This window comes from Flagellimonas oceani, from assembly GCF_011068285.1.
GTDB lineage: Bacteria > Bacteroidota > Bacteroidia > Flavobacteriales > Flavobacteriaceae > Flagellimonas > Flagellimonas oceani.
On the sequence record NZ_CP049616.1, the window covers coordinates 3,701,949 to 3,720,156 of the forward strand.

Consider the following 18,208-nt stretch of genomic DNA (forward strand, 5'->3'; position numbering starts at 1 on the left):
TTCCAGTTCTTAACGAACGGGACACCGTAATTGAGCATCCCAGCATTTTGTCCATATAAAGGCAAAGCCTGTGCCATTGGGGAATACAACTATCAGTGACGATTTATAAATAATTGATTGTCAGTTAATTAAAAACAGTCCTGCATCAAATGAAGAAAAGTGGTTTTGGGTATTTTTTACCCGGTCGGGGCGAAATGTACCAGTGGCTATTTCAGTTTTTCGCGAAGTGTTTTGCGGTTGATGCCCAAAATTTCGGCAGCTTTGGTCTTGTTGCCTTGGGTGGAAAGGAGTACTTCCTGTATGTATTCTCTTTCTTTTTCTTCAAGTGTTTTAAAGCCCTTTTGTGGAAAGTCGATTTTATATTTAAGTTCGTCCGGTAACTGTTCCAAAGTGATTTTGCCATCGCACATGATCACGGCGCGCTGTACTACATTTTCCAGCTCACGGATATTGCCCGGCCAAGAATATCGCTTCAGAACTTCAAGGGCATCGTCGGTAATACGGACAAAGCGGTCTTTGTATTCAATGCCGTACTTCTGTATAAACTTGTCCACCAGCAAAGGAATATCAGATGTTCTGTCTCTCAACGGAGGAACATCCACCGTCACCACGGAAAGGCGATAAAAGAGGTCTTCGCGAAAGGTTTTTTTCTGAATCAGTTCGTCCAAATCACTATTGGTCGCTGCTATCACCCTTACATCGAGCTGTTCAGGTTTTTGGGAACCTATTTTGGTCACTTCCTTTTCTTGGAGCACGCGCAGCAATCTATTTTGAACGGGCAAGGGGGCATTTCCGATTTCATCCAAAAAAATGGTGCCCTTGTGCGCCGCCTGAAAAAAGCCATCACGATTCTCGTTGGCTCCCGTGAATGCACCTTTGGTGTACCCAAAAAGTTCGGCCTCCAACAGATTCTCGGGAATGGCACCACAGTTCACCGCGATAAAGGGCGCCCGGGAAAACTTGCCCGAGTAATGGATAGATCTTGCCACCAGCTCCTTTCCGGTTCCACTTTCGCCACGAACCAACACTGTGGCCCGATTGTCCTTTACCCGATCTATGATTTCGGTGACTTTTTTAAAGGCTTCGGAGTTTCCGATCATATCGGAATACCCGTTGGTGGCAACAGGTTTTACCGGTGGTTTTTTATCTGTTTTCTTTGCTTCCTTGCTGGCCAGTGCTTTTTTCACGGCCAGTTCCAGCTCCACTTTGGTAAATGGTTTGGTCAAATAATCGGTTGCCCCGTGCTTGATAACACTCGATGCATCTTCGACCGATGGAAATCCCGTGACCACCAACTTGGGCATATGGGGATAGTGTTCCGCCACATATTTCACCAATTCGAGCCCATCGATCTCCGGCATATTGATGTCCGTCACCAATAGGTCAATCTCTGTATCCTTCAAAATATATAACGCTTCCTTGACCGAAACCGCCTTATAGGTGTGGTAATCCATCGACTTTAAGTGCCGTTGCAGCAGTTCCAGAATATCGATATCGTCATCGACCAGCAATATGTTCTCCTTTTTCAACAACGTGTTTACTTTTTTGGGAATTTCAATGTAAATATAGTGCCTGCCGGGGTATTCGGGGTAACTGCAATGCTACCTTGGTGGCTCTGCACAATGCCGTGCACCACGCTAAGTCCCAATCCAGACCCTTCGCCCACGGGTTTGGTGGTAAAAAATGGGTCAAAAATATGTGCTTTGGATTCTTCCGGTATGCCCGGCCCTTGATCCGCAATTTTTAGGATGATGTTTCCTTTTTCGATTGCCAGCGAAACTGAGATCGTACTTTTTGGCGGTGCAAAATAGATGGCATTTACAATTAGGTTGAAGACCACTTGGGTCAGCTGGATTTTATCAATACGAAGTTCGATGGTTTCTTCGGAATGTTCAAAGTCACAAGAGACATCATTCTGGCGCAAGGTGGTACGCAGCATATTGATGGCCTCTTCTATCACCTCAACCACATTGATGACTTCCCGCGTTTCCGGCATTTCGCAAGCGAAGAACATCAGTTTTTTGACGACTTCGCGTGAAAAAATCGTATTGGTGATGATTTTGTCCAAATCCTTGAGGGCTTGTGGATCATCACTGATGTGGTCCTGTAAAAGCTCGGTAAAGCCCAGAATGTTGGCAAGCGGTGTGTTGAGCTCGTGGGCAATGCCTGCGGTGATTTCCCCCAAGATGCGAAGCCTGTCGGATTGTTCCACCTGTCGGCGGATGTGCTCCTCCTTTTCCTTGATTTCCTTACGCTCCAACAGGTTGCCCACCTTTAGGCACACATTATCCAGCAGTTGTTGCTCTTCCTCCAAAAAATCCTTGAGTTGGTACTTCGGGTACGGATACCCCACTTTGATTTCACCCCTAGGTTTATTGAACACTGTGATGAACGACTCCAAAAACACGTAGTCATCTCCTTTCTCCTCGGTTTTGATAAAATAATCAGAGTTGGATAAGAGCACGTAGGTATCCTCATTAAACTGCCAAGCACGCTGCAAACACTGCACAATGCCGAGCAATGCTGTTTCCATATCGTCGTAATCGCAGTTGACGATCAGGGATGTTACCTCGTACAAACAGGTAAGTTCCTTGATGCGTTCTTTGAGTTTTTGTTCGGCAGTGAGCATGTTTTCCTCCTTTGTGGCAAATTAGTGAATAATTGGGTTTTGGGTTGTAGACCACAACAAGAATTGTTTGGGACAAAGGATTTGAGATAAAAAACCCTTCCAAATCAACGACTTGAAAGGGTTTTCGTGGTCCCACCTGGGCTCGAACCAGGGACCACCTGATTATGAGTCGCAAAAATTCGAATCCATCGAAATTTAAAACACCTATTATCTTATTGATTTTTAGTGATTTGAGTGAGTTTCTGGAATTTTTGAACTCACCTGATCCCATTTGGATATTTGAAAAAGTTAGGGTAAAATTAGGGTAAATATCCTAGCAAAATATGTTGATAAACCAACATTCGGTTTATAAAACCTAGGGTAAAACCATCTATTAAATGATGTCTTGAAATGAATCAAAATGGATTCTTTCTTCATATCATAGTAAGGTTTTGAAATCCTTGATAGTATTTGATAATTCAATGTACCCATTTCAATACAGTATAGGGTTCGTTAAATGGATATAACCGCTATTGGGTACTTTATAATGTATTCCAATTGCTCATTAACACGAAAAAAATGGCTCAAGTAACGTATCTTCTAGAAACCCGCCCCAAATCGCAGAACAAAAGAACAGGGCTTTATCCAATTGTTCTAAGGGTTTATCATAAAAAATATCGAACTATTAGAATGGATATCTGGACCCTACCAAGTGGTTGGGACAAAAGAAAACAAAGACTGAGAAGGTCTAAATATATCAACCAAGATTTGGACTGTGATACTGTAAACTTTGAATTGGAAGAAAAAATGTTTGTTGCCAAAAGGTTGATCGACGAAATTGGACTGAGCATAAATAAGGTGAGTCCGGACAGGCTCATTGAACTGATCACAAAAGAGTGGGACAAAAACTCCGATTCAGAAATCAAGCACAAGGTCAATAATGAAATGACCCTGATCGAATGGGGAGAAACCTTGGTCAACCGTAAGATGGCGGCCAATGTTCCCGGCAGTGCAACATGGCTAAGAAACGGTATGCGGGCAATTACTAAGTTTAATGGTACCGATGACATCAAATTATATGACATTACAGTAACCTTTCTCAGAAATTTTGAAGCATATCATTTAGGCAAAGGCAATTCCATAAACTGTGTGGGCATTTATTTAAGGGCAGTTCGCTCTATATATAACAGTGCTATCAATGAAGATCAATTCGTCCCGATAAAAAATGTTTTCCAACATTATAGGATACCTCCGCCAATGCGGACAAAAAAAAGAGCGTTGAAAAAGGAACAGATTCTTAAAATAAGGGATCTTGAATATGAACAAGACAGTGCCCTATGGCATGCTCGGAATTATGCCATGATAATGTTCTACTGTAGAGGGATGAACTTTGTAGACCTCGTAAAACTGAAGGTTGAAAATATTCGACATGACCGGTTGTATTATGGGAGGAGCAAGACCCGTGATCCCCTTTCAGTTCATATCTCTGAACCATTGGCAAAACTGTTACAGCCCTATTTGAGAAATAAAAGGCTGACCGACTTTTTGTTTCCGACCAATTATGATGGTAGCTCAGAACGCTTTGAAGCGTATAAGACACAGAGACGCAGAATGAACGAAAGATTGAGAATTATAGCCAAAGATGCTGAAATCGATGAAAACGTCACCACTTACACCATTCGACATTCCTGGGCCACAATCGCAAAATACCTAGGTGTTTCAACTGCTTTGATCAGTGAGGCTATGGGTCATAACTCCATCATAACAACGGAAGTCTATTTAAAGAGCTTTGATAATGCTGCATTGGACCACGTAAATGAAAAGGTTATCTTATAGTACAACCTATATATTGTCAAGTAAATTCTGACAAAACATTGAAACAAAAATTTTAAATTAACTTTGTGGTATGGGAAATGCTTCTTCTTTTACAATCAATCAATTAAGAGATTATTCCACTCTGTTTTCTAGAAATCAAGTCAAGTCATGGCTAAAGCAGGACTTTACCTCAATCTACAAAAAAATGAACAGGTACGATGAGGATTGGTTTGAGAATAATAATTCTTCGTTTTTGGAATACCTCAGGTATATCTATAAAATTCTTGAAAATAATTATCAAAATGAATATGTTTTCAAGAATAGCTTTTTAAATGAGATACTAATAAATGACATTATATCTGGAGATTCAAAAGTATTTTCCGAATTCAGAATCGGGAATGCCGTTGCAGACTTAGTGCTGTTCAATGGTACTTCCAAGGTCTTTGAAATTAAAACTGAAATGGATTCTGCCAAAAGACTGGACATACAGCTAAAAAATTATCGAACTGCTTTCAACGAAATCTATCTGATTATACCTGAATCCAAATCTAAGGAATATACATACCTAGAGCAGGAAATCGGAATTATAACATACCAACCTAACGATTTAGAAAAGTTTAAAATTACTCGTAAAGCAACTTCAAATGAAACAGTGGACCCAAATGTTATTATGGAGGTCTTTCACACCAACGAATATAAAGGTTTGGTCCTGGAATATTTTGGCAGTTTACCCAGAATGACCAGTTTCAATCAGTTTGAGAAATGTAAGGAGTTAATACTGCAGATTCCCAATCATATCCTCAACTCCTATTTTATTTCTATTATGAAGAGGAGACAAAAACAAGTAGCAATAGCCAAGAAGCACTATAAGGAATTTAATCAAATTAGCCTTGCTTTAAAGTTGACAACAACAGAAAGGAAAGAGTTAATTGGTCTTCTGAAATCACCAATAAAGCAAACACCATATGTATTATCCACTGCTTAGAGCTCGCCAGTTTGAATTGATTGCATTAAGGGATTTAGCCAATACTGGTGCTTCCCAAGGCTGCATTGTGCCCATATTGGAGCCCGTTAAGGAGTCTTTCAATAATCTAAAAATTGCCCTTACAACCTTTGCCAGCAGAAACCAACAGGCAGTACTGCTAGTAAATCCTATAGTAGGGGATTTATATGGCGACCATGCACTTATACTGGACTATCTCCAACAAGGCAATTTCCCGGTAACCAGGGCATTTTACTATCGAAACAATACAACATATATTTTAGATTCGATTGAAGAATATAATCTGCAAAATTGTATGATAATCTGTCAAAATGATATCAATCCAGATGACGTTCGATTTAAAGACTTGATTGAATCTGAGGCTGTCCAATTGATTGTCGTGGAAGACCCTGGGAGAAATAGGGCACTCGATAGGTATGTCAGGAATTTAGACAAAACCTATATCCGACTAGATGATTTTTTTGAAAAACAACAGCGAAACAGTGATTTTTTAGATATCCAGGAACATCGTTTCTCAGAAGAACACCTTCACTACTTGAATGAGAATTTTAATGGCTTTTCAGATTACACAGTACTGCCCAGTGAATATAGTGATAGCGGAAGTACTCCAAGAGCTGTAGTGATTCACCTGACTTATATGAAGGGAGATAACCAAATCTGGATCAGACATTTTACATCGGACACCAACGATTCCATTGCAAACGTACAGGGAAAGTTTGCAGAGGCAGCTGAAAAAGCGGTTCAATTTTGTAGAGGAAATAATCTAAATAACGCCGCAATTGCCGAACTTGAGGATTATTACAATCGGCAACATTATCCAGGCCTAGGAACTGTAAAAAAGATTAGTTTAAAAAACCACTTACTTATTGTCCAAGACTACCTAAGTCACCATTAATCCATGAAAGTTTGTCCAAACTGTTTTGCCGATACCGAGCTAAAGTCCTTAATTTCTGCCTCTACAATGATAGGAGATTGTACTGTCTGCAACACAAAGGAACAACCCATTATGGATATCGATGAATTCAAGGACTTCTTCCAAGAACTAATAGATAATTACATCCCAACATCAGAGGGAGAAAACATCAAAAACAAAATCCAAGGCAATTGGAGCTTTTTTTCTGACCCTCAAGTGGCAGAAAGAATATTAAATTTTGTGATTCCCGAAATTGACACAGAAATATCCAATGCCAATAGTCCTGTTGAATACATCGAGGAAATCCTTAACAATCATGGTTACTGGGAAACCCTGAAGAATGATTTAAAGTGGTCCAACCGCTTTTTATTAAATATAGAACAACTTCTCGATCTAGGGTGGGACGGTTTTTTTAATACACAATATAGGTTGACCCCTGAAACCTGCTTATTTAGAGCAAGAGTACACCACCAAAGTGGAAATGATGCCTATACTGAAAAAGATATGTATAGTCCCAAACGCCACTTTGCCAAAGGAGGGAGGGCCAATCCCTCTGGGATACCCTATTTGTACTTATGTGATAATCCGGAAACTGTCCTTTATGAAGTTAGAGCTTCCTACTTGGACGAGCTTAGTATCGCTTCTTTTCAACTTAAATCACATCATGAATTTGTAAATATTGTAGACTTCACTGAGGACACTCCATTGTTTCGACCGGAAATGGTGAGAGAGACGATTATGGCCAAATTGTTGCGGGAAAGAATCAGTCAAGATTTATCCAAGCCTATGAGGCGTTATGACTCAGAAATTGAATATATTCCCACCCAATTTATTTGTGAATTTATTCGAGTTTATACCGGTGCCAGCGGAATACGTTTTGCAAGTTCTTTGCACCCATCAGGTAAAAATATTGTGGTTTTCGACCAAAGCCTTATGGATTGTACAGTAGTTGACCTACATAAGGTAACGAAATTTAAGCTCAAAAGTAAGGAGGTAATCTAAATACCTTAAAAAAAGAACATATCAGGTTCTCCTTCTATGGCTGGATTTTGATTCATTATTATTATCGCATTTTTTTGAACAAACCTTAATTACTAATATCTAACATAAAATTCTTACATTTGTTTGTCACCCCCAAACACTTTGTTGATCAATTGGTTATCACGCTTCATGAGAGTAAATTATACTAGGTGTAGATTATAATCATAGAAGTAAAGAATTTGTCCTATGAACAAGTTCAGTGCACAATAAAAATATGGAGATAAACTATTCTGCTTTTCTTTCTGTTCTAAGAGACGCTTTTCTAAAAGCATTTGATTGGAATATTGGAAAATGGATTTCAACTGGTGGAGGATTTGGGTTTATCACAAGTTTAATCATTCCTTTTGGACAAGAGGAATGGGAATGGGAATATACTACGGCCATAAAGTTTGGCATAATAGGTGTATTAGCGTTATACATTATTAGGTTTGTAGCTCTCTTTATCAAAGAGTCTCTTAAATATTTTCACTCTGTATACAAGGAGTCTACATATGGAAATGCGATAATATTATTACGCGACAGTTTTGCAGAGGCCCATTACTATAGAAAAACCCCTGGTTTTGAAGACAAGGAATTTATGAGTTCTATGATGATATTTTGTAATAACCTAAAAATATGTTTCGACGATATCACTAAATCAAATTGCTCTGTTTCTATAAAGGTTCCTATTAAAGACAAAAAAGTAGGAGAGCATACAATTCTTAAAAACTTGACTAGAGATCAATCACATAGTGCAAGAGACACAAAACAATATCAGGAAATTGAACATACGATAATTGGAAATTCCGCATTTAGCAGTTGCCTAGACAGTGTATTGAAAAATCGTCCTAAAAAATATTATATCAACCATGACGTGAACAACGAAAATAATTATAGAAATACTAGTAAAGAATGTTATACAGATGGTATTTTGCCATACAACAGTGAATTAGTATTTCCCATAGTCCCTTACAAGAAAGCTGACAAGGAAAATTTTGACTGCCATGGTTTTATTTGTGTTGATAGCGATAAATCAAAAGCTTTTGATGAAAAATATGCCCCTGCCATCGTATCTGGTGTTGCGGATGGAATATATGATTTAATTTTTCAATCCAATTCAGAATCAAATGGACAACAAAACGAATAGTAAGACTTTTGAAATCAAAAAAATTACGGATGATGCTGTAATCTATCAGCGGGTTTTTAGTTCAAATTCTAAAAAAAACAAAAGGAGTCAGGATAGATTAGCGAGTTCACCTACGGCTACTTTGCACACTATTTCATTAGATGAGTATGAACATTTGAAAGCAATCGAGGTAGAGTTACTTGACGAGTTAAAGTTCAGAAAACCACAACAAAACAAAATTAAAAAGGCTTTTTTGTCATTTTTCGAGTTGGAATAATTACATGTGCCTAGTAGCTAATCTATTTACACGAGTGATGCCGCCATCGAAACGTCTAAATACTATACTTCAATCTAATTTATTTGAAATTTGAACATTGATTTTACTAAATTGCACTAATGAAGACATTGATTTTGAAAGACTTGGTTAAAAACTCAAGTTCAGTTGATGAAGGCTTTGTTTTATTTGATCATCTGAAAAATGCTTATTTGAACGGAGAAGTTATCCTTTTAGAGGTAGATTCCGATTTGGCGCTTTCTTCTTCTTTCTTAAATTCATCGATTGGTGCATTTCTGGATGATTTTGGCTTTACCAACTTTCAAAAGACTGTTAAATTCAAAGGTTCTAAAAATCAGTTTGAAAGGTTAAAATCCTATGTAGAGAAGTACAGAGGGCTTTATCTAGCCTGATTTTGATTTGAGACCTAACTAACGCGGCCCATAAATCAAATATATCCGATTGCGTTATATCATTTTTCTTACTTGAAAATCTGCTTTCATTCTATCAATTACATATGTGGTAATTTTCCTTGAAAGATATCCGCGGATAATAAATAAACCAAAACGGCGTAGAGGTTTGTTCTTAAATTTCGAAAAGGCTTCTTTAGCAATCATTTTATTTACCCTCTTTTTAATTGAAGGTTTGATTTTATTAAAATAGGTAGGCTTTAGCTTCGGAAAATCATCTATGGTGTAATTATACGGGTTGGTCTCTCTGGACTCTTTGTCATCAATTAAATTAAGATCAGGAATAATCGGACAGTACGTTTTACCATTCTTCTTTAATCGGAACATTTCAAAGGCTTCCTTCGAAAGATTCTTAAATAATGGATGTAGATTGTTTGGGTCGTACTCCAGCATTAAATAAGTCCTTAATAAATTTCTGGCATTGTTCCTGCCAAGGAAAAAGTCGTGCTTTCTGAATTCCACATCCAAAAAACCTCCAAACCCTCCAAGAGCAGCGCATGAAAGCGGTGGATGATTTTTAAGGACGCCCCTTTTCTCCCATTTTAAAGGAAACACCAGCAATCTAAAATAGTCATTGAAAAAACGTCCCGAATGTTTAACCCTTACCTGCTCCCTTAAGGTCGTATAAAGCTTGGGGATAATTTGCCAAATAGTTTTCTGATATATGTTGGTAGAGGACCATCCTCCTGTTGCTTTTGCGGTATCCTGATTATAAAAATTAGGAAAGGGGTCTATCATAATTGTACCAAACATTGGTAGTTTAGAATTATAGGGGGGATTCATTTCTTCCAATGTATGAAGCACTTCTGAATAGGGCTCGTTATTTATGGTGCCCCCATCCACATTGGTGAAATCAAAAAAATCCTCGTCCAAGTGTATTTTAATGGTCTTCCTATCCTTAATGGGCAAGCTCCTTAAAATACAATTTTCAATATACTTATCTGATATTTTACCTTTGAAATGCCTTGGGGCCAATCCTATTGGAAATGCGCCTGTACCCTTTGTACAGAGCTTCAAGAGTTCCTTTGACCCTTGCTCATATGGGTTAAATTCAAGAAATACATCTTTATCCTTTTTCTGGTCATATTTTAGTTTGAAATGGGCCACTATTCTATGTTCGTTCATGCGATGACCGGGTGAATAGGGAAAGTGGGCGGATGTAAAATTCTCAAAGTTCAACTCTACAGGTATTCCTCTTAAACTACACAAAGTGACCAAAACCCTTAGATCTTCCGATATAAAAGAGGGTCTCCCAGAGCTGTCATTACTTTTTTCGAACGAGTCGAATACTTTGTCCGCAATTTTGTCAATCGGGGAAGTGTTCAAAAGTGATGGGGTTCCTTCCGATTGACCTTCAAAATCATCCGTAAGGAGCATCTTCTCAAAAGTGTTCAATCCGTTCTGGTCATCATCCATAAGCACCCAGCTATCGTACAAGATATTTCCTGTGGGAACATCACAAGGGGTTCTAACCGGCTCAATACCTGAAAAGCTCGACAAGGCAGAAATCACACTTACCATTCCTCCGGCAGAGGCTCCACCCAAAACATCGATACAGACTTCATGGAGAGGCACGGCTTTCTCATACTTTGATAGTGGTTGACCCTCATTATGCTTTTCCACAATTTTCTTCTTTTGAGCCTCCCAAAGGTTAAGTGCTTCAAAAACATAGTCCATAAAGCCAGCGGAGTAGGCTCCTGCGGAAACCGCACCCGCCATGGTTATGCCTAAATGAAAGGTTATATCATCCTTCGATCCCATTTGATTCGCTAGAGAATCAGTCCCTTTACAATATCCACCAACGTATTGACCACTTTGTTCTTGAAATGGCCCAAACTTATTTTGGAAATCCCTGCTTTTTCAAGTGCCTTCATGGTCAACAAATCCTTTTGGCTTTCTACCAACCATTGATAATCATCCAAGCTTATTTCCCCATTGGCCAACAGCAAGGTCCAACGCTCCAGTTTTACTTTGGAACCATTGACAAATTCGACAATGTCTTCCTTAGTCTCCTTTTTAAGTCCTGCATATTGATCACCCAATAACTTGACCAACGACTCCTTTAGTTCTTTAAAAATTTTATCAAAATCCATAATTATCGGTTATCTAATATGAATTGCATTATACCATTCTCCGATTCTTTATCCTTTTTGCCCTCGTATCGGATAATCATGTCAATGGCCTCTGTTACCTGAGACTGTGCTTCGTTCAAAAAAACTTGTCCCAACTTTTCCTGTTCTTCCCATCTCTTTAAAAAACCACCCAAAAGGTTTTTGTCTTGATCGGCCAATAACCCCCACATTTCATAGGAAATACCATTGTTCGGCTTGTTCGCTTCATATACAACCATTTTTTCCAATTCTAGCTGTAATTCCTCAACCTCTTGTTCATAGCTTGAAAAAGGATTTGTTGCCTTTTTCATAAGGTTGGAAGCTTCCACCTTTATCTCAACTGCCTTTTGGAAGGAGTATTGGTCATATGGTGCCGTTTTTAGGGCATTGCATGATGACAAGAATAAGAGGACTTGACCCACAATAAGGATATTCCGAATGCTCTTTGTTTTCATTGATTTATGTTTTAGTGTTAGTATAATTGCTGTTTCACTTTTTTTATAGCTTCAACATGATAGTGGGCTATTTGCGCCCTACCTTCCCTGGTCATTAAAAGAGTCTTGCATTCCTCTTCATTGTCCATAAAAAAGTTCTCCGTGAGAATTGCCGGCATTCTTGTTCTTGTCAATACATAGAACCTACGTTCTTTGTCCAAATCCCCGTCCGAAAAATCTGTTCGTAGTGTCCTATCAGGAAACTTCTTTATAAACTCATTCCCAAATATTGTGGCAATTTGATCACTCTTAGTATCTCCAAGCGAAGTAAATATTTCAGAGCCATGCCCTCCTCCTGCATTGGAGTGGACACTTAAATAAAAACTTTCCGTTGGGGAATACTTATTAGCTCTGTTTACCCGGGTTTCCAAACGCACATCCCAATACTCGGGGGCTATATTTACATAGTTAATTTTTAACTTCGTCAGCTCTTGAATGATTTGGTTAACAATCGCTCGATTGAATTCCCCTTCAAATAGCTGGGAGCCATCATTCCAAACAGGACTCCTTTTTCCCGCTGTTTGGTAGACCCCATTAATTATGCCTCCATGTCCATTATCGATTAATATGGTCATCTTTATAGATTTACTTTAATCAAAACATCATAAAAGGCCAGTAATCTTTACGTATTATTTTCGAGATTTACCGCCCTTGTATTAAGATTGTTGTCTTGGTACTTTTCCGCTATTTTTTGACTTACTGCTCTCACTTCCCCTATAGAAATAGCTTCTCCTTTTGCATCGATTTCTTCCTTCAGGGAAAAAATCATTTCCAATGTAGGTACATCAAAATTTCCGCCCAATGTGCGCAACGCTGCTGATAACAATTCCAGTTTTTTGGTATCCATATAATATTTTATTTCTCTTAAATCAATTTATATAATACATAACCCTGCAGGACCTGAAAAAGCATTCCCGTTCCAATATCGAAAACTGCCTCCATCCGAATAATATCCACTTGGAGCTTTGGTTGTTCCAGGGGCATTAAAATAAACTCCAGTAGCATTTAGAAGATTTGAGCTTCCCGTCAAGTAATAGTAATCGGGATTTGTTATTGCGAATCCACACGCAGAGGATTGACTGGTCCCATAACCAAGTTGAACCTGATAAGTCGTTTGACCGGTAGCTGCCGATTGGGTTATACTAATCGTTGCACTCTGCCCACCACCCACGATGGTTACTGTTATAGTTCCAGATCTTGATTGCGTAATGGAATTAGTGGTATAGTTTACAGTGAAGGTATCATTGTTAATACCAGAAGCACCACTTATACTAACCCAAGACAAACTCTCTGAGACAGTCCATTGAGTGTTTGAGGTTACCGTTACAGTAAACGAGCCCGAACTCGAAGAAACCCTTCTACTAGTTGGGGAAACTGTTAAGGTTGGCACAAAAGCACCATAGTTCCTGAAATTGCTGAGTCTATCCTTGGCACCCTTATAAGTATCATCGAATTGTGATTCAACTGCTGCAGCAAAACATGCAGAAAGCGATGCTGTTGTTCCGAGACCCAGCTCGACCCGTACATCATTTAGACTAAAAGTATTTGTATTAGGTACCGCCATTATCTTCGATTTTTAATTATTTCCTCCATTTTTTCAAGACGTGCTTCCAATTCTGCATTCTTTGCGACCAACAAATCGATATAGGCCACAGATTTATTTCCTTCTTCATCTGTTCTGACAAAATCAGGACAATGTTCTTCAAGCTCTTGCGCTATTACGCCATATCTTTGATGTTTGCCTTCATCATTTTTCATTTTGAATTTTCTCCAACGTATGGGTATCATTTGTGGTGCAACATCCTCAATGTTGGTCTTTAATCTCCTATCGGAGCTAAGAATGAAATTGCTAGCATAAACCATTTCTTTGAAATACCCCCTGCCATTTGAGGCGTTCAGAAAGATTCTGGCATTTCCATCCGCAGCAACATAAAGACCCCATCCTGCAGGATTGGTTCCCAAGTCAGTACTGTTCAGGAATGAGGCGGAAGCATTTGCAAATCCTATCCCGTACATATTTCCAAGGGTTGTATCATTCGGAAGATAAGATGTTCCCAGTGTATATATGGGAGAGGTGTAGGCTGTGGAAGATGCCTGGGAATATAACCCAACCTGATATCCTGAATTTGATACACCCTGCCTCAGCAAATATGCCGATGCACTTTGGAATCTAGCCTGCCCTCTAAAGATGGTATAGGTGTTTTGGTATTGGAATTCCAAAGCTGCGTTGGTGGGAATCGAGGTTGTTCCGGATACTGAGCCCATACCAATATAGCCCCTTCCATTACCTGTATAGGTCATATGAACAGCAGCGCCTCCTTTATATCCGCTTTCCCCCACTGAAATTCCTGCTGCTTGTTCTACCCCATCAGCTCCAGAACTGGATGAGTCCAATGTCAACCAAGCATTATTTTTTGCGATAAGTATATCTGCTGAATGACTGGACAAATTCAAATTGCCTCCATGCCAGACTTGATGTATAGTTCCTCTGTCATTGAATTCCAGCCCACCGTTCCTTTTAATAATCAGATGAGAATCTTGACCATCATTGGCACTTACATTTCCAAAAATGCTCCAGCCATTGGAGTCCATCGAAAGGTATGAAGTAGTTCCGGATGCACCCACCCCAAAGGATTTACCACCAGAAAATGAGCTCATGGAAATCGTAATACTTCCCGTTGCTGTGTCATCTTGGTCCTTTCTTAAGTACTGGTCCAATATCACTTGAAGTCCTACTATTGAACTTATGGGGATTTCGTTGGGTAAACTTTGGACATCAATTGTTTCCGTTGACCCTGAAAGCAATTGAAACGTATATGTCCCATCACCATTATCTGTGATTCCAGTGACCACATCATCTTCATTGATGTTTAAGAAGCTATCAATTAAATCAGCAAATTGTGATTCAGTCGGATAATTTCCTGTTTCAAAATATGATTTTAAGGTGCTTCTATTTCTTTCCATTATTATTGATACTTAAATCGTCTACAAAGTCTCGCTTAACTTTTTAAATGATGCTTCCAATTGCATCAGTCTATTGATTAATTGATCAATTTGTTGATCTTTTTCAGCCATCTTGGCAACCAGAAGATCGATATAGGCCACTGATTTTAGTCCTTTCTCATCGGTTCGTACAAACTCTGGATTGGTTTGTTCCAATTCTTGGGCAATCACACCAAATCGTTTCGCCGGTTCATTCTTAAGATAAAAACTCTTCCATTGGACGTTGACACTCCCGGTTGCTAAATCTTCAACCCCCTTTTTTAAACGCTCGTCAGAAGAAAGAACAAAATTATCAGCAGTAACATTTCCACTGAAAAAACCAGTACCATTGATATCTACACGAAATGCAGACCCTCCGCCTCCTACCTCAATTCGATTGTCATGCCTTAATACTCCCGTATTCCCACAATATATCCCGCTATTGAAGTTACCACTTGGATTTAGTCGTAACCATCCATCACTATCCCTAAACTGAATAATATTTTTCGCATCTCCTTGGATAACGTCTCCCTTGACATTAAGATTCTTATAGATAGCCACATCCCCATCTGTTTCTGCAACAATTGCCGCTTTTGCGCTCGTACCGTCATGAAAGGAAAAACTTAGACCTCCGTTATATGGTTTTAATATTTCCCATCGGCTACCTGTATTTGTGGAGTTATTAAATAGGCGAAGTACCGTATTACCATTTGAACAAAAATCATGTAGCCTACCGTCAGTTGTAAACAAATGGTTCCCATTCGATACTTGAAACTTGTTAGCATTTACTGAAGTTGGCTTATCGAGTTGAATCTGTGTTCTTTTAAAGCCCGCAATTCTTGAAGAATATGATGCAAATTCACCAGTTGAATTCGCTATTATACTAAAAGAATCATTATCATCATTGGACCTAAGACCTACAACTGTATGCCCATAAATCTGATTTTCAATTAGAACACCTGCTGTTGAACCATTTACAGCTGAGGTTATATCTGTATCAGAATTATCATAACTCCTAATAGAAAAATTATCATCCTCTGTTGTCCGATTATTCAAGGCAAAAGCCTCACTAGACCTTAATTTTCCCGAAGTAATAATATCAGAATTCACATTGCCCCAACTCATCCCATCTAATAAATCGGCATTCAGGCCAGAACCGTTGCCATCATTTCCAGCATGCCACACTTTATAGACCGAACCATTGTCATTGAATTCCAGGCCCCCGTTCCTTTTGATAATTAAATGAGAATCTTGACCATCATTGGCACTAGTGTTTCCCAAAATGCTCCAACCGTTGGAATCCATGGAAATATAGGAACTGCTACCAGGGGCATAAACAGAAAACGACTTCCCATCAGAGAAGGAATTCATTGTTATTGAAATATTTCCAATGGATGCATCATCTTCACTGACACTTAAAAAGCTGTCTATTAAATCAGCAAATTGTGCCTCATTTGGATAATCACCTGTTTCAAAGTATGATTTTAATGTACTCCTATTTCTTTTCATACACTTTGGCTTAATTATTTTCTAGTACGGCTAGTCTTTTCTCCAATTCTGCTACCTTGGCCACTAGTAAATCAATGTACTTGACCTGCTTCATTCCCTCTTCATCCGTAAAAACAAGTTCTGGATGATTTTCTTCCACTTCTTGTGCTATTACGCCATACCGTTTTTCCCCTTCATTTTTCTTTAACTCAAACTCCACAAAATCAAAGTTCATGGATTTTTCCAAGGGTTTAATATTAGTTTTCAGCCTGCTGTCAGATGAGAGAATAAAATTATCGGCTCTGACATTGTTATTGAATTCTGCTTCTCCATTGGTCTTTAGCATCAGGTAACAATCTGTTCCCTCTTGGTTCACTATATACAAATGACTGTTAGAAGAAGACCCATATCCGATATATGACCTATCCGTTCCATCCAACTTTTCAAATCTCATATAACAAGGCGTATTGGCATCATTGCTGTAGGCTCTCATTGTCAATGTTTGGGCCCCTCTACCATATACCAAAAAGTTCTGGTCACTGATGCAATATCCTGTGGTCACCCTGAACCTATCCTCAGAACTACCAGCCCGTGTCAATTGTAAATCTTCATTGTAGGAACTTACTATTCCTGAGTCTACCCGTAATTCCTTATTAAAATAAAAGTTCGTACGATCTGTATAAAAATGGCAATGCGACGTGTTTTTTGAACCCACCTCGATGTAACCGGTCCCTGTATCTATTCTCAAGGAGTTACCATCGGCGGGTGAAAGTCTTGTATTGGAACTTTTAAGCTGAATTTCGGAACCACTAATCTTAGTCGTATCCCTTCCAGACCACCCACTTGCCCAATTATCGGGAGAGGTATTCACCTCTATTCCTTGTTCAGAATTCAAGTAGATATATTCATTGGTTTGACCCGTTGCCTGTCCGGCGGACTCCCCTGCATTAAGAACCAGCTGTTGACCGGAGTTTGTATCTATCCTACTGGTATTTATCCTATCCGTAACTGTAAGTCTACCGCTCAATGTACCGTCTTGATCCTTTCTTAGATATTGGGAAGGCAAATCATCAAGTGCGGCCTGAAGACCAACAATGGCAGAAATTGGAATATCATCGGGCAAACTTTGGACATCTATTGTCTCCGTTGAACCCGACAACAATTGAAATGTATACGTGCCATCTCCATTGTCTGTTATACCCGTAACGGCGTCATCATCAACAATGCTCAAGAAACTATCGATTAATTCAGCAAACTGTGTTTGAGTTGGATATTTACCTGTTTCAAAATACGATTTAAGAGTACTTCTATTTCTTTCCATAATTTCTCTTATACTAAGGAGGCTAAAGGGTCTTGTTCAACTTTTTAATGCTTTTTCAGTTGTAGCAATCTATTGTTCAATTAATCGATTTGTTAATCTTTCTCGGCCATCTTTGCCACCAACAAGTCGATATAGGTCGCCGATTTAGACCCTTAGCATCTATTCCTACAAATTCAGGATTGGTTTGCTCCAATTCTTGGACAATTACACCATATCTTTTCTTATCCTTTTTTTTAGTTCGAATTCTCTACATCATACAAATATGTGAGTCGCTTCAATATCACTCACTTTGGTTTTAAGCCCTTCATCGAACGATAGGATAAATGCCCATGGTCATATCATTGTTGAACACGGCATTATGACCATCATCCAATGTTAAAACAACTATATTTTAAGATTAACTCGTTTGATACTTTTTCATGACCTTGGTTGAAATGGTTTTAACCTCTCCCAATGTCATGTTTTCCCCTTTTTTTTCAAGCTCCACTGAAACGGTAAAAATCAAATCCAATGTAGCAATATCAAAGTTTCCACCTACGGTTCTCAGCGCTGCGGAAAGCAATTCCAATTTTCTCTCTTTCAT

The 18,208-nt window shown here is 38.9% G+C and carries 19 protein-coding genes; 7 read left to right on the plus strand and 12 right to left on the minus strand.

The annotated features are described in order from the left end of the window. Positions 1–206 precede the first annotated feature (206 nt). Together GVT53_RS16755 and GVT53_RS16760 are read right to left on the minus strand one after the other, a co-directional pair. Positions 207–1,532, minus strand: coding sequence for a sigma-54-dependent transcriptional regulator (locus GVT53_RS16755; protein ID WP_166249635.1), 1,326 nt, complete (start codon positions 1,530–1,532; stop codon positions 207–209). A gap of 5 nt (positions 1,533–1,537) precedes the next feature. Continuing rightward, positions 1,538–2,629, minus strand: coding sequence for a sensor histidine kinase (locus GVT53_RS16760; RefSeq protein ID WP_166249636.1), 1,092 nt, complete (start codon positions 2,627–2,629; stop codon positions 1,538–1,540). Positions 2,630–3,298: 669 nt separating this feature from the next. On the opposite strand from GVT53_RS16760, the gene GVT53_RS16765 reads away from it, so the two are divergent. The 7 genes from GVT53_RS16765 (at position 3,299) to GVT53_RS16795 (ending at position 9,172) form a co-directional block, all read left to right on the plus strand. Beyond that, on the plus strand, positions 3,299–4,444 hold the full coding sequence (locus GVT53_RS16765; protein WP_166249637.1) for a tyrosine-type recombinase/integrase: 1,146 nt from the start codon (positions 3,299–3,301) through the stop codon (positions 4,442–4,444). Between the two features lie 184 nt (positions 4,445–4,628). After that, positions 4,629–5,408: a sce7726 family protein gene (locus GVT53_RS16770; protein ID WP_240905066.1), complete on the plus strand. Its 780-nt coding sequence runs from the start codon at positions 4,629–4,631 to the stop codon at positions 5,406–5,408. Beyond that, on the plus strand, positions 5,389–6,321 hold the full coding sequence (locus tag GVT53_RS16775; RefSeq protein WP_166249639.1) for a sce7725 family protein: 933 nt from the start codon (positions 5,389–5,391) through the stop codon (positions 6,319–6,321). Before GVT53_RS16770 ends, GVT53_RS16775 begins: the two co-directional genes overlap by 20 nt. A 3-nt stretch (positions 6,322–6,324) precedes the next feature. After that, positions 6,325–7,341 (plus strand): RES family NAD+ phosphorylase, encoded by a 1,017-nt coding sequence (locus tag GVT53_RS16780; RefSeq protein ID WP_166249640.1) that lies wholly within the window; start codon positions 6,325–6,327, stop codon positions 7,339–7,341. 253 nt (positions 7,342–7,594) lie between these two features. Continuing rightward, a complete protein-coding gene (locus tag GVT53_RS16785; protein ID WP_166249641.1) occupies positions 7,595–8,506 on the plus strand; it encodes a hypothetical protein in 912 nt (303 codons plus the stop codon). After that, complete coding sequence (locus tag GVT53_RS16790; RefSeq protein ID WP_166249642.1) at positions 8,487–8,762, plus strand: hypothetical protein; 276 nt, start codon at positions 8,487–8,489, stop codon at positions 8,760–8,762. The genes GVT53_RS16785 and GVT53_RS16790 overlap by 20 nt, the downstream gene beginning before the upstream one ends. Positions 8,763–8,881: 119 nt before the next feature. After that, positions 8,882–9,172, plus strand: coding sequence for an STAS-like domain-containing protein (locus GVT53_RS16795; protein ID WP_166249643.1), 291 nt, complete (start codon positions 8,882–8,884; stop codon positions 9,170–9,172). 54 nt (positions 9,173–9,226) lie between these two features. Here GVT53_RS16795 and GVT53_RS16800 read toward each other — a convergent pair whose 3' ends face one another. The 10 genes from GVT53_RS16800 to GVT53_RS16845 all read right to left on the minus strand — a co-directional run bounded on the left by GVT53_RS16800 (position 9,227) and on the right by GVT53_RS16845 (position 18,208). Beyond that, positions 9,227–10,990, minus strand: a complete 1,764-nt coding sequence (locus tag GVT53_RS16800; protein ID WP_166249644.1) for a hypothetical protein — start codon at positions 10,988–10,990, stop codon at positions 9,227–9,229. Between the two features lie 8 nt (positions 10,991–10,998). Next, positions 10,999–11,322: a VOC family protein gene (locus GVT53_RS16805; protein WP_166249645.1), complete on the minus strand. Its 324-nt coding sequence runs from the start codon at positions 11,320–11,322 to the stop codon at positions 10,999–11,001. Positions 11,323–11,324: 2 nt separating this feature from the next. After that, positions 11,325–11,795 carry a hypothetical protein gene (locus tag GVT53_RS16810; RefSeq protein WP_166249646.1) on the minus strand — a complete coding sequence of 157 codons (471 nt, stop codon included), beginning with the start codon at positions 11,793–11,795 and terminating at the stop codon, positions 11,325–11,327. Positions 11,796–11,812: 17 nt separating this feature from the next. Beyond that, the gene (locus GVT53_RS16815; protein WP_166249647.1) at positions 11,813–12,409 is read right to left on the minus strand and encodes an N-acetylmuramoyl-L-alanine amidase; all 597 of its coding nucleotides are present in this window, start codon (positions 12,407–12,409) and stop codon (positions 11,813–11,815) included. A gap of 47 nt (positions 12,410–12,456) precedes the next feature. Next, positions 12,457–12,681: a hypothetical protein gene (locus tag GVT53_RS16820; protein ID WP_166249648.1), complete on the minus strand. Its 225-nt coding sequence runs from the start codon at positions 12,679–12,681 to the stop codon at positions 12,457–12,459. Between the two features lie 27 nt (positions 12,682–12,708). Beyond that, positions 12,709–13,398 (minus strand): BACON domain-containing protein, encoded by a 690-nt coding sequence (locus GVT53_RS16825; RefSeq protein WP_166249649.1) that lies wholly within the window; start codon positions 13,396–13,398, stop codon positions 12,709–12,711. Continuing rightward, positions 13,398–14,798: a tail fiber domain-containing protein gene (locus GVT53_RS16830; RefSeq protein ID WP_166249650.1), complete on the minus strand. Its 1,401-nt coding sequence runs from the start codon at positions 14,796–14,798 to the stop codon at positions 13,398–13,400. The genes GVT53_RS16825 and GVT53_RS16830 overlap by 1 nt, the downstream gene beginning before the upstream one ends. Positions 14,799–14,819: 21 nt before the next feature. Beyond that, positions 14,820–16,325, minus strand: coding sequence for a tail fiber domain-containing protein (locus tag GVT53_RS16835; protein WP_166249651.1), 1,506 nt, complete (start codon positions 16,323–16,325; stop codon positions 14,820–14,822). Between the two features lie 10 nt (positions 16,326–16,335). Further along, on the minus strand, positions 16,336–17,625 hold the full coding sequence (locus GVT53_RS16840) for a tail fiber domain-containing protein (RefSeq protein ID WP_166249652.1): 1,290 nt from the start codon (positions 17,623–17,625) through the stop codon (positions 16,336–16,338). Between the two features lie 397 nt (positions 17,626–18,022). Continuing rightward, complete coding sequence (locus tag GVT53_RS16845; protein ID WP_166249653.1) at positions 18,023–18,208, minus strand: hypothetical protein; 186 nt, start codon at positions 18,206–18,208, stop codon at positions 18,023–18,025.